General features: G+C 34.2%; 12 protein-coding genes. 9 read left to right on the top strand and 3 right to left on the bottom strand.

Going from position 1 to position 13,669, the window contains the following annotated elements:
• Positions 1 to 137: 137 nt before the first annotated feature.
• From ACTU6T_RS05505 to ACTU6T_RS05545, 9 genes are all read left to right on the top strand, one after another.
• A complete protein-coding gene (locus tag ACTU6T_RS05505; protein ID WP_460220258.1) occupies positions 138 to 2,978 on the top strand; it encodes a WD40/YVTN/BNR-like repeat-containing protein in 2,841 nt (946 codons plus the stop codon).
• A 39-nt stretch (positions 2,979 to 3,017) separates the two neighbouring features.
• Positions 3,018 to 3,887 (top strand): hypothetical protein, encoded by an 870-nt coding sequence (locus ACTU6T_RS05510; protein WP_460220259.1) that lies wholly within the window; start codon positions 3,018 to 3,020, stop codon positions 3,885 to 3,887.
• Between the two features lie 93 nt (positions 3,888 to 3,980).
• Positions 3,981 to 4,667, top strand: coding sequence for a succinate dehydrogenase cytochrome b subunit (locus ACTU6T_RS05515; protein WP_460220260.1), 687 nt, complete (start codon positions 3,981 to 3,983; stop codon positions 4,665 to 4,667).
• Between the two features lie 14 nt (positions 4,668 to 4,681).
• Positions 4,682 to 6,679: a fumarate reductase/succinate dehydrogenase flavoprotein subunit gene (locus tag ACTU6T_RS05520; protein WP_460220261.1), complete on the top strand. Its 1,998-nt coding sequence runs from the start codon at positions 4,682 to 4,684 to the stop codon at positions 6,677 to 6,679.
• A gap of 51 nt (positions 6,680 to 6,730) precedes the next feature.
• Positions 6,731 to 7,225 carry a hypothetical protein gene (locus ACTU6T_RS05525; protein ID WP_460220262.1) on the top strand — a complete coding sequence of 165 codons (495 nt, stop codon included), beginning with the start codon at positions 6,731 to 6,733 and terminating at the stop codon, positions 7,223 to 7,225.
• A 2-nt stretch (positions 7,226 to 7,227) separates the two neighbouring features.
• The gene (locus tag ACTU6T_RS05530) at positions 7,228 to 7,590 is read left to right on the top strand and encodes a hypothetical protein (RefSeq protein ID WP_460220263.1); all 363 of its coding nucleotides are present in this window, start codon (positions 7,228 to 7,230) and stop codon (positions 7,588 to 7,590) included.
• Positions 7,591 to 7,602: 12 nt separating this feature from the next.
• Positions 7,603 to 8,349, top strand: a complete 747-nt coding sequence (locus ACTU6T_RS05535) for a succinate dehydrogenase/fumarate reductase iron-sulfur subunit (protein WP_460220264.1) — start codon at positions 7,603 to 7,605, stop codon at positions 8,347 to 8,349.
• Positions 8,350 to 8,465: 116 nt separating this feature from the next.
• Entirely contained in the window at positions 8,466 to 10,160 is a 1,695-nt protein-coding gene (locus ACTU6T_RS05540; protein ID WP_460220265.1) for a hypothetical protein, read from the top strand.
• A gap of 70 nt (positions 10,161 to 10,230) precedes the next feature.
• On the top strand, positions 10,231 to 12,000 hold the full coding sequence (locus ACTU6T_RS05545) for a MutS-related protein (RefSeq protein WP_460220266.1): 1,770 nt from the start codon (positions 10,231 to 10,233) through the stop codon (positions 11,998 to 12,000).
• A gap of 68 nt (positions 12,001 to 12,068) precedes the next feature.
• On the opposite strand, the gene rpmA is transcribed toward ACTU6T_RS05545, so the two are convergent.
• The 3 genes from rpmA to ACTU6T_RS05560 all read right to left on the bottom strand — a co-directional run bounded on the left by rpmA (position 12,069) and on the right by ACTU6T_RS05560 (position 13,549).
• A complete protein-coding gene (rpmA, locus tag ACTU6T_RS05550; RefSeq protein ID WP_425076291.1) occupies positions 12,069 to 12,329 on the bottom strand; it encodes a 50S ribosomal protein L27 in 261 nt (86 codons plus the stop codon).
• Between the two features lie 39 nt (positions 12,330 to 12,368).
• Positions 12,369 to 13,016 carry a 50S ribosomal protein L21 gene (gene rplU / locus ACTU6T_RS05555; protein ID WP_460220267.1) on the bottom strand — a complete coding sequence of 216 codons (648 nt, stop codon included), beginning with the start codon at positions 13,014 to 13,016 and terminating at the stop codon, positions 12,369 to 12,371.
• Positions 13,017 to 13,093: 77 nt separating this feature from the next.
• Positions 13,094 to 13,549: a DUF4199 family protein gene (locus tag ACTU6T_RS05560; RefSeq protein WP_460220268.1), complete on the bottom strand. Its 456-nt coding sequence runs from the start codon at positions 13,547 to 13,549 to the stop codon at positions 13,094 to 13,096.
• Between the last annotated feature and the right edge of the window lie 120 nt (positions 13,550 to 13,669).

The raw sequence follows: 13,669 nt of genomic DNA on the forward strand, positions 1-13,669 counted from the left end.
TAAAAAAATAAATATCATTCATTTTATTTAACATTTTATGTAAAATTTTCATATTTCAAAATATGATTACTATCCTTTTAAATCATAACCCTCATCAATATTTCTTACCTTTAGACCACTAAAAAAACCATCTCATCATGTTTAAAAAAATTTGTTATTTCTTCTTAGGAACTTCTCTTTTTATAAATGCTCAACAACCAGCAACTTCACTACAAACAATCGATGACGCTTTAAATAAGAAAGCACAATTAACTAAAACATCTTTAGTTAAAAATGTAGCCTTTAAAAATATTGGTCCAACAGTAATGAGTGGCCGCGTGACCGATTTGGCAGTTAATCCTGAAAACCCAATTGAGTTTTATGTTGGTTACGCCTCAGGAGGTGTTTGGCATACGACTAATAATGGCACCACGTTTACTCCTATTCTTGACACCTCTGACACACAGAATGTAGGAGATATTGCTGTAGATTGGAACACAAGAACCATTTGGGTTGGTACTGGTGAAAATAACAGTTCGCGTTCAAGTTATGCTGGAATTGGAATTTTAAAATCTACAGACAACGGCAAAACATGGCAAAATATGGGGCTTAAAGATTCACACCATATTGGTCGCATTTTAATCAATCCTAATAATCCTGATGAAGTAGTTGTTGGTGTTACTGGTCACTTATATTCACCAAATCAAGAACGTGGTATTTATAAAACTATAGATGGTGGAAACACTTGGTCTCAAACTCTTTTTGTTGATGATATGAGTGGTATTATTGATGTACAAACCAATCCAAACAACTTCAACTTGATGTTTGCATCTTCTTGGACTAAAGATCGCAAAGCATGGAATTTTGATGGTAGTGGAAATAATTCAGCCATTTTCAAAAGTACAGATGCAGGAAATACTTGGGCTAAAGTATCTACTGAAAAAAGTGGTTTCCCAACAGGTAAAGGTGTAGGGCGAATAGGCTTAGCTGTTTTTGATAACAATATTGTTTATGCTATTCATGATAGCCAATTTCGAAGACCTTCAGAAGGAAAAAAAGATTCAGAATCTAATATCTTAAATAAAGACGATTTCAAATCGATGACAACCGAAACTTTTTTGAAATTGGATAATAAAAAATTGAATGACTATTTAAAAATGAATGGTTTTCAGGAAAAATATAGAGCCGATAATGTAAAACAAATGGTAAGAAGTGGAAATGTAAAGCCTATAGACTTAGCAAAATATTTGGAAGATGCTAATTCTATGCTATTTGACACACCGGTTATTGGCACTGAAGTTTACAAAAGTGTAGATGGGGGAATCACTTGGAATAAAACTCACGATGATTATCTAGACGATATTTACTACAGCTATGGGTATTACTTTGGTCATATATACGTAGCACCAAACAATGCCGACAATATCTATATTTATGGCGTTCCGATTGTAAAATCAAAAGATGGCGGGCAAACATTCACATCAATTAGTGCAGAAAATGTACATGCCGATCACCATGCATTATGGATTAACCCTAAAAACCCAGATCACCTTATAAACGGAAATGATGGTGGCGTTAATATCACCTATGACGATGGTGGCAATTGGATTAAAAACAATTCACCTTCTGTAGGTCAATTTTATGCTATTAATGTAGATAACGCTCAACCATATAACGTTTATGGTGGCTTACAAGATAATGGGGTATGGGTTGGCGCTCATAATGCTCGTGAAGATAAAAGTTGGCATCAAAGTGGCCAATACCCTTGGGAAAGTATTATGGGAGGCGATGGTATGCAAATTCAAATTGATAATCGAGACAACAATGTTGTTTATACTGGTTTTCAATTTGGAAATTACTTTAGACTCAACCTAGAAACCGACGAGCAAACTTACATTCAACCTAAACATGAATTAGGAGAAAACCCTTATCGTTTTAATTGGCAAACGCCTATTTTGTTATCTCCACATAATCAAGACATATTGTATTTAGGAGGTAATAAATTGATGCGTTCTATGAATCAAGGTAAAGATTGGACTGCCATAAGTAGCGATCTTACTAATGGTGGAAAACAAGGAAATGTAGCCTACGGAACTTTAACATCAATTAGCGAATCCCCATTTCAGTTTGGATTGATTTACACTGGGAGTGACGATGGCTTAGTTCAGGTCACCAAAAATTCGGGTGGAAGTTGGACAAATATTTCAAATGGTTTACCAAAAGATCTTTGGGTAAGTCGTGTTATCGCTTCACAGCATAAAAAAGAACGTGTTTATGTCACACTTAATGGTTATCGTTGGGATGATTTTAAAGCATACGCTTATATGAGTGATGACTACGGAAATACATGGAAAAGTATAAGTTCGAATATTCCTGCTTCTCCCGTGAATGTCATTAAAGAGGATCCTGAAAATGAAAACATTTTATACTTAGGGACAGATAATGGAGCTTATATCTCCTTTAACCAAGGACAATATTGGGAAGCCTTCAGTAATGGATTACCTAATGTAGCATTTCACGATATTGTTGTGCAACCCGATGCTAAACATCTGTTATTAGGAACGCACGGAAGAAGTATTTATCTAACCAACATTGGGCCGCTTCAGAAAATGAATAACGACATGAAATCAAAAGCTGTGACCTTATTTAAAGTAAATGACACAAGATTTTCAAGTCGTTGGGGAAGCTCATGGAGCAAATGGTTTGACCCTTATGAACCTGAAATTGATATTGCCTTCTATTCAAATACTTCAGGTGATAAAACAATAAAAGTATTTGCTCAAAATGATATTCTATTAAACGAAATGACAGTGAAAGCCGATAAGGGTTTCAACTATGCCACTTATGATTTAACACTAACCGAAAAAGGAAGGAAAGCATTATTAAAAGATAATACTAGTATTGATATCAATAAAGCCAAAAATGGAAAATATTACATCCCTAAAGGAACATATACTATACAAATTGGTGACGAAAAAACAGACTTTGAGGTAAAATAAATATGTTGATTATAGAGTTATATTATAAACTCCAAGTCAATGAAACTATTTAAAATACTAATAACAGTCGTAGCTATATCAATATTGTCGTGTAGTAATGAAGGTGACGACTCATCTCAACAATCATCGCCAAATTTAATTATCAAACTAAAGTTTGATCCAAATCAAGAACGCCTTGGAAATCTTGGTCAGCCTGTTTCCGTCGCTAATGGAAACGCTGCGCAATCACCATCTATAGATAGAATGAGTGCTAACTATATTGAGTTCGCTCCAACGACAACAACAGCTTTAGGTGAGGGAGAAATTATATACGAAGGTGAAGGCACTTCTATAGGAGGTGCGTTGGCAATTGATTTTCAAAATGCCCTTTTTGCAGGCAACAACGAAACCTTTGTAACAGTACCTCTTAACCAAATTTCTATTGGAGATTATGAATGGGTTCGTGTGTCATTAGCTTATCAAGAAGGTGCAATAAACGTATTGGTGAACAATCAAGATATTACTGGAACTTTGGCAAGCTTTGTAGGTTACAATTCTTATATCACATCATTCGATCTAAACGGAAACACGATTGATATTAATGGCAATAGAGCCCAAGGCTTTTGGGTTTTTGAAGCTTTAGGCTTTACTAGTCAAGGCCAAGCTCCAAATGGATCAATAACTGTTCCTAACCCATTATTTGATTCATCTCCAATTCCTCAAGGTTCATGTGTAGTCACAGGTCAATTTGAAGATGCATTTACCGTATCAGGAAATGAAACTCAAGATGTTACTGTTACCTTATCGTTTTCAATAAATAATAGTTTTGAATGGACCGAAGTTATTACTGATGGAAAATTCGAGCCTGAGGCTGGTGAACAAGTTGTAGATATGGGTCTTAGAGGACTCATTCCTAGCGTATCTAATTAAACCCATTCTAAATTATCAAAATAGGAGTTAAAATTTGTAGTACAACCCTCTGAGCCTTATCTTTGTGGTACACAATAATTAACTACAATTATAATGAGCGGAATTTTTAGTTCGTCGATAGGAAGAAAGTTTGCCATGGCACTTTCGGCACTCTTCCTCATGTTTTTCATTTTACAACATTTTGCAATAAATATTCTATCTGTCTTTAGTGAACATGTGTTCAATGAAGCATCTCATTTTATGGGAACATTTTGGGCAGTTCAATATTTGTTGCAACCGATACTCATCTTAGGGGTGATTTTTCACTTCGTTATGGGATTCATTCTTGAAATTCAAAACAACAAAGCTAGAGCAATTAGTTATGCCAAAAACAATGGAGGAGCTAATTCTACTTGGATGAGCAGAAACATGATTTGGAGTGGAGGCTTTATACTAATCTTCTTAGTCATTCACTTTATTGATTTTTGGATTCCAGAAATTAACACAAAATATGTTGTAGGAGATATGTCTGGATTAGTAGATCCAAATGTAGCTGATAGCGGTTATAGATACTATGAGGAATTAGTTCATAAATTTCAACCTATTTGGAGAGTTGCTTTATATTGTATTGGTTTTATTTTCCTAGCACTTCATTTATTGCATGGTTTTAATTCAGCATTTCAATCGGTTGGAGCAAACAATAAATACACAAAAGGGTTAAAAGGATTTGCGAAAGTCTATGCTATTGGATTACCATTAGGGTTTATATTCATTGCGTTATTCCATCATTTTAATCACTAAAAACACATCTAAATATGGCTTTAGATTCTAAAATACCTAATGGCCCACTTGCAGATAAGTGGACCAATCATAAAAACTCAATCGATCTAGTCAATCCTGCAAATAAACGTAACATCGATGTTATTGTTGTTGGTACTGGATTAGCAGGTGGATCAGCTGCTGCAACCTTAGCAGAATTAGGTTACAACGTTAAAGCGTTTTGTTTTCAAGATTCACCAAGACGTGCGCACTCTATTGCGGCTCAAGGAGGTATCAACGCTGCAAAAAACTATCAAGGTGATGGTGATTCGACTTACCGATTGTTTTACGATACTGTAAAAGGTGGTGATTATCGTTCTCGAGAAGCTAACGTATATCGTTTGGCAGAAGTTTCAGCAAACATCATTGACCAATGTGTCGCTCAAGGTGTGCCTTTTGCTCGTGAATATGGAGGTCTACTTGACAACCGTTCTTTTGGTGGTGTACTAGTCTCAAGAACATTTTATGCTGCAGGACAAACGGGTCAGCAATTATTACTTGGCGCCTATTCTGCAATGAATCGTCAAATAGGTCGTGGTAAAATTAAAATGTATAATCGTCACGAAATGCTCGATGTTGTTATTGTTGATGGAAAAGCCAGAGGAATCATCGCTCGTAATTTAGTGACTGGTGAAATTCAACGCCATTCAGCTCATGCTGTTGTTTTAGGGACAGGTGGTTATGGAAATGTGTTTTTCTTATCAACCAATGCGATGGGAAGTAACGTTACTGCAGCATGGAAAGCACACAAGCGTGGTGCCTATTTTGCAAACCCTTGTTATACACAAATTCACCCAACTTGTATTCCTGTTTCTGGAGATCACCAATCTAAATTAACATTAATGTCAGAATCACTGCGAAATGATGGTAGAATTTGGGTGCCTAAACATAAAAAAGATGTTGAAGCCATTCGTGCTGGTCAATTAAAACCAACCCAACTCGCAGAAGAAGATAGAGATTACTATTTAGAACGACGTTATCCTGCCTTTGGAAACTTGGTGCCTCGTGATGTGGCTTCTCGAGCAGCAAAAGAACGTTGTGATGCTGGCTATGGTGTGAATGCTACAGGAGAAGCAGTGTACTTAGATTTTGCATCTGCATTTATGCGCTACGGAAAAGAACAGGCTCATGTTAAAGGACTCGATGAAAATGATGGTGCTTTAGTTAAAAAACTTGGTCAGGACATTGTTAAGGAAAAATATGGAAATTTATTCCAGATGTACGAAAAAATTGTAGATCAAAATCCTTATGAAACACCAATGATGATTTATCCAGCTGTTCACTATACCATGGGAGGTGTTTGGGTTGATTACAACCTACAAACAACTGTACCTGGTCTATACTGTATTGGTGAAGCCAACTTCTCCGATCATGGTGCAAACCGTTTAGGAGCTTCTGCATTGATGCAAGGTTTAGCTGATGGCTATTTTGTTTTACCATATACAATAGGAGATTTCTTAGCTAATGATATTAGAACAGGACCTATTCCTACTGATTCTGCCGAATTTGATGAAGCTGAAAAGAACGTCGTAGACAATATCAGGCATTTGATTAATAACAATGGGACGCATTCTGTAGATCATTTCCATAAACGCTTAGGAAAAATTATGTGGAATAAATGTGGAATGGCTCGTAATGAAAAAGACTTGAAATCGGCTATTTCTGAAATTGCAGAACTTCGAGCTGAATTCTGGAAAAATGTAAAAATCCCTGGAACAGATCAAGAATATAATGAAGAATTAGCAAAAGCATTACGTGTGGCAGATTTCTTAGAGTTAGGAGAATTGTTTGCAAAAGATGCATTATTGAGAGAAGAATCTGCTGGTGGACACTTTAGAGAGGAGTATCAAACTGCTGAAGGAGAAGCTATGCGTCGTAAAGAATTCCAATATGTATCGGCTTGGGAATATAAAGGAGAGCCAAAAGATGCTGTATTACATAAGGAAGACTTAGTATACGAGAACATTCAAGTGAAAGAAAGAAGCTATAAATAAATGAGAACAATATTTTTTTCAATATTCTTATGCTTTTTTACTTTTCATGGTATGAGCCAAACACTGAAGACTCCCCAAGAAGGAAAAGCTTTGGTGTATATTATGCGAAGTAATGGCCTTGGTGGCGGCTTTAACTTTAGGGTTTATGACAACGATAAATTTCTTGGAGTTTTGCCTTCTCGAGCATATTTTACTTACGAGTGTGAGCCAGGAGAACATTTGTTTTGGGCTGCTTCTGAAAACAGAGATTTTGTTGAAGCAAACCTAGAGGCCAATAGAGCCTATGTTATTGATCTTAGAGCAAAAATAGGTGTCTTCATAACGGCTGTTGGTGTTGAACCATATTCACCAAACAACAGAAAACATATTAAACGTATTAATAAGGTTATTAAAAAACATGTAAATGCTATAGTAACAGACAGTAGTAGAACTCTAGAAAAAAAAGAAAATATTGAAAAAGCGCTAAAGGCCTATAATAAAATAAAGAACGATAGTTATTCAAAAATTAAAAAGCTAGAATCACATATGTATTTTAAAACAAACTAACTATGAACAACGATATTTTAAAATTAAAACTAAAACGAATCGATCCGGTTAAATATGCAACTATTGCTGCTATACTTACAGCTTTAATAATGCTTATTGTATTTGTACCATTTATGTTGTTATTTTCTATAGCTGGTGCAGGTGCTGCTTCTGGTTTTGGTGAAGGTGCTGCTATTTTTGGTGGAAGTATATTTATGATACTTCTCGTTCCTATTATTTATGGTGTTATAGTATTTATATTAACACTTATATCAACTTCTCTTTTAAATTGGATTTTAAAGAAAACAGGTGGACTAGATATCGATTTTGAGAAAACTGGATTGGAAATTTCTCAAATTGGTGGTGACCGCAGAATTGAACAATAAAAAATATTTGTTATGAACTTAACATTAAAAATATGGCGTCAGAAAAACGCTAACGATAAAGGTAAAATGGTTGACTATACCATTAGCGATGTCTCACCTGACATGTCTTTTCTTGAGATGTTAGACGTCCTTAATGAAAGCTTAGTCGCTAAAGACGAAGAACCTGTTGCTTTTGACCATGATTGTCGTGAAGGTATTTGCGGCATGTGCTCATTATATATCAATGGTGAAGCTCATGGGCCAGATCGTGGTATTACAACGTGTCAACTTCACATGCGAAAATTCAAAGATGGTGACACCATTTATATCGAACCTTTTAGGGCTAAAGCTTTTCCAGTAATCAAAGATTTAATTGTCGATAGAGGTGCCTTTGATCGCATTCAACATGCTGGAGGGTTTATTTCTGTTAATACCTCAGGTAATACTATAGATGCTAATGCTATTCCAATAAACAAACACGACGCAGACGATGCTTTTAGTGCAGCTACTTGTATTGGTTGTGGTGCATGTGTGGCGACTTGTAAAAACTCAAGTGCAATGCTATTCGTTGGAGCTAAAGTATCTCAGTTTGCTTTATTACCACAAGGTCAAGTTGAAGCTACAGATCGTGTATTAAATATGGTAAAGCAAATGGATGAAGAAGGCTTTGGTAACTGTACCAATACTGGAGCTTGTGAAGTGGAATGTCCTAAAGGTATTTCATTAGAAAACATTGCTCGAATGAACCAAGAATATTTAAAAGCTTCACTCAAAGGTTAAACTAACCAACAATTCTAAATACATTTTAAACCCAAGCTAATTGCTTGGGTTTTTTTATTCTATGTAACGTTATATAATTTTATTCGTCTTTTTAATATCAACCATTATCAATCAAAATGAAACAGCTAATCATCTCTCTTTTCATTACTAGCTTACTACTTTCTTGTACACAAGAAAATAATCCAACAATAAACTATACCATTTCGCCAATAGAAAAAAATGGTGAGCATTTTCTAAACATCAAAATGACTTTTCCTGTAGAAAATACTGGACAAAGTATTCTTCTCTATCAAAACAAAGCTTGGGGACAAGATAGCCTGCACAATGTAATTCATAACATTAAATTACTTTCTGAGAAAGGAATAGTAACTTCTCATAGCGATAGTGGATGGTTTAAAATTACTCATCCAAAAGACACAAAACAGTTAGAGCTATCTTATACTATAAAGCAAGATAGAAAAGGAGAGTTAACAACATGGGATACTTATAGACCAATTGTCCAGCCTGAATATTTCCATTTATTTTCTCATAACTTCTTCATGTTGCCTAAAGCTGTCATAGAAGCTTCAAATGACAATTTTAATGTAGTTATACAATGGACAGATTTTCCTGAAGACTATACCATTGCGAATAGTTTTGCTAGTAATGAACGTTATCAGATTATAGAGAACATTTCCGAAGAAAAATTTCACACTGCCGTTTTTGTTGGAGGCGATTTTAGAATTCATGAGATGAATATAGACACCAATAAAGTTGCTTTTATTATTAGAGGAGAATGGGAAGTTTTAAACGACTCAACTATGGTGAAGATATTAGAGAAAACAGTTACAGCACAACGCGATTTTTGGCAAGACCATAGTCAAGATTATTTTGCCGTAACCATGATACCAACTTTTCAAGAAAGAGGGAGTAGTTTTCAAGGCTCTGGTCTTAGCAATTCATTTGCAACTAACGCTACCAACAACAAATATTTAGAAATTGAAGGCTTAGTGTATTTGTTTAATCACGAACTACAACATAACTGGACCGGACATATTATACAAAATGACAATGAGGAAGAGCAGTATTGGTTTAGTGAAGGTTTCACAGACTATTATACACTTAAAAATATAGCCAAAGGAAATATTTACAATTTAGATGAAGGCTATTTTATAGATGAATTTAATGGTTTTATTAAATCACTTTATACATCTCCTGTTAGAGAAATGCCAAATAGCGAAATGAACTATGATAATTTCTGGAGTGGAAAAGAAGGAATTCAAAAATTACCTTACCGAAGAGGTGCTATTTTAGCATTTTATTTAGATCAAAAAATAAAACTAGATAGCAAAGGTAAGTTTAGCCTTGACAATGTATTATTAGACATTAAAAATGATGCTTTAAATTCAAATCAAAAAATCACACATCCTTACTTCATAAATACTGTAAATACATATCTAAACGCTAATTTTAAACCCTTTTTCGATACTCATATTGAACAAGGAAAGCTATATGATCTAAATCAGATATTTACAGACTTTAATTTTGAATATACTCCAACGGCAAAAGTTTTCGACTTAGGTTTTACATTTTCAGAAGACAAAAAAAGAATTGTATCTATTGACAAAAACTCTGAAGCATACAAGGCTGGACTTCGCTCTGGAGACCAATTAATTAGTCGAAGCTACTATTATGATTCTATTGAACATGAAGCTGAATTTACGGTTATAAGAAACGATAAAGAAATAAGTATTTCATACTATCCTATCAAGAATGCCCAAATCCCACAACTAAAAAATAATCAGCATAACAAAATCCTTTTACGGTTTTAAAACTTAATTATTCTATAAAACACATTTCAAATCTTGGGTTTTTTGTTTCTTTATACTCTGATAATACAAAATGAAAAACCCAGACCTATTTTATAAGCAACAACTAAATAAACATCTAGCAGATGCCAATGGGCTTCAAAAGCGGATGTTTTTACTTAGTATGCTACGCCTTTTAATTTTTATTACTATTATTACAGCTATTTATCTTGCACGTCAAAGCTGGCAAACGGCAATACTAATTGGAGTTATAGGCTTAGGTGTTTTTTTGTTTTTATTATCAAAATATACAGATACAAAAGCAAAACGAGCCCTTCATAAAGCTTTGACTCATATCAACAAAGAAGAATTAAAAATTGCAGCTGGTGATTTTAGTCACAGAAATTCTGGATCTCAATTTCAAAACCCAAAACACTTTTATAGTTTAGATATTGACCTCTTCGGAAAAGGGTCATTTTTTCAATATATCAATAGAACCTGTTCTACCGAAGGACAAATTAAATTAGCTAAAGATTTAAAAGCCAATAACATATCACAAATAATACAACGGCAAGATGCTATTAAAGAGCTCTCAGAAAAACCAAAATGGACACAATTATATGCGGCAACCGCAAGTTTAATCAATACCGAAACACCTGCGCCAACTATTATTAAATGGCTTAAAAATCACCAATCTTGTATTCCAAAACATATGATTTGGGTAAGTTGGGTGTTTGCACTAATTTCTTTAAGCCTACTCCTTCTAGCCATATTTGAGATTCTGTCTATCGGTTTTTTTGGCTATTGGTTATTTGCGGGTTTAGCAATTACTGGAACTTATTTAAAGAGCATCAATAGTTTAGCTATAAATTCTGATAAAACTAAAGATACTTTTAAACAATATGCGGCATTATTGCTTCAAATTGAAAACGAAACTTTTAAATCTAAACTCCTTCAAGAAAAACAATTACAAATCCAATCTGAGCACAAAAAAGCTTCCGTTATTTTTTCTCAATTTTCCAAGTATTTAGATGCTTTAGACAATCGCAATAACCTCATCTATGCCATCTTCGGAAATGGTTATGCATTAACCGATATTAAAAACGCATATAAAGTAGAACGGTGGATTTCTAAGTATGCTCATAAAGTAGAAGATTGGTTTGAAGTCGTATCCTTCTTTGACGCCTATAATAGTCTGGGCACTTACGCTTTCAATCATCAAGATCATGTATTTCCACATATCTCTAAAGAGAATTCAATTATAAAAGCCAAAGCATTGGGTCATCCATTATTGGACAAAAATAAGCGTATTAGTAGTGATATAACAATTGATAATCAGCAATTCTTTATTGTAACCGGAGCTAATATGGCGGGAAAAAGTACGTTTTTAAGAACGATCTCTTTACATATTGTTATGGCTAATGTTGGCTTACCTGTTTGTGCCCAATCAAGTAGCTATTCTCCTGTAAGATTAATTACTAGTATGAGAACTAGTGATTCCTTATCAGATGATAGCAGTTACTTCTTTTCAGAATTGAAACGCTTAAAATTTATTGTAGATGCTATAGATCAGGAACCATATTTTATCATTTTAGATGAAATTCTAAAAGGAACTAATAGTACAGATAAAGCCATTGGTTCTCGAAAATTTGTAGAAAAATTAGTTGCTGGAAATGCCACAGGTATTATTGCAACTCACGATTTAAGTCTTTGTGAAATTTCGGAAGAACTTAGAGAAGTAAAGAACTATTATTTTGATGCTGAAATCGTTAATAATGAGCTTTATTTTGATTATAAGTTAAAAAAAGGGGTGTGTCAGAATATGAATGCGAGCTTTCTTTTGAAGAAAATGGAAATCATATAAAACAAAAAACCCATTCTTTAATAGAATGGGTTCTTAATGTTTTTGAAAATTCTTGAAGAACTTGTCGATTAAGCTTCAAAAGGCTCAATAGATACAAAAGACTTACCGTCTTTTTTCTTTGTGAATTTTACAATACCATCAACTTTAGCATGTAAAGTGTGGTCTTTTCCGCCATACACATTTTCACCTGGGTGATGTGTATTACCTCTTTGTCTTACGATAATGTTTCCAGCAATTGCTGCTTGTCCACCAAATATCTTAACACCTAAGCGTTTCGATTCTGATTCTCTACCGTTTTTAGAACTACCTACTCCTTTTTTATGAGCCATTGTCTTAAGGTTTTATATTGTTATACTTAAGTGGAGCAATTAAGCTTTACCACCATCTAATTCATCTTGCCATTTCTTTAACTCATCCCACTTACCTTCAGCAGCTAATTTAGCTTGCTCTGGCCATGTATCAGTCACGTGATTTCCACGAACTCCTTCGATGATTTCAGAAATTTTAGCTGGTTTTGCTTTAGCTAAATCTGCAAACGTTGCAATTCCTGCTTCAACTAATGTTGATGCAATTTTTGGTCCAATACCTTCGATTTTCTTTAAATCGTCAGCTTTTCCTGTTGCTTTCTTAGCAGCAGTCTTTGGTGCTACAGTTTTTGGTTCAGCTTTTTTAGTTTCTTTTTTTGGAGCCGCTTTTTTAGCTCCAGAAGCAGTAATCCCTTCAATTACGATTTCTGATAAGGCTTGTCTGTGTCCATTTTTAACACGGTAACCTTTTCTTCTTTTCTTTTTGAAGACTATTACTTTATCACCTTTAAGGTGCTTTAAGACTTTAGCACTAACTTGTGCTCCGTCTATAGCTGGGGCGCCTAAAGTTACATTGTTACCATCTCCAATTAAAAGAACATTATCGAAAGAAACTTTCTTACCTTCTTCTGTTGCTAAACGGTTAACAAAAACTTTTTGGTCTTTTTCAACTTTAAATTGATGCCCTGCTATCTCTACAATTGCGTACATAGCGTAACGTTTTTATTAATTAATTTGTTCAAAAAATGAGTGCAAATATACGCCTAAATTCTTAATCTACAAACGTTTTATGCATTTTGAGAGGGATTGTAGCTTTTTTTGAAGATTTGCATAAACGCTAAAGATAATACAACCGTCGACGCTAACCCTTCAATTAAGATAATAAACACCAAAATTCCAGCACCTGTTCCATAGTTTTCAAACCATTCGCCTAGTATTTTTTCTGTAAAAGCCGAGTCTAAATGGAACATATATACAGACATGAACACTGTAAATATAATAGTAGCGATAAACCCTGTAAGTAAGGCTGTCTTTATCCCATTGATATAAGAGAAATTCTCTTCGGAAATAAGCTTATAATACTTGATAGCGAAATAAATTCCTATACACATAGCTATACCATTAAATAAACGCAACCAAGGATTTTCATGTAAATCGAATAACCTTAGAATTAAAAAATAAGCAACCAAACTTATAGCAGTAAATAGTCCGTATTTTAAAGCAACCGAAAGTGAAGTATTCATAACTATCTGGTTTTTAATTACAAAACACTCTTAAGTTCGTAAAAAAAAGTCAATTCCCACTCCTTTTTAGGATTTATTTCACATCAAAATTTATGATAAAAGGCTTTCTAATCCTTATTT

It is taken from the genome of Psychroserpens citreus (genome assembly GCF_055686305.1).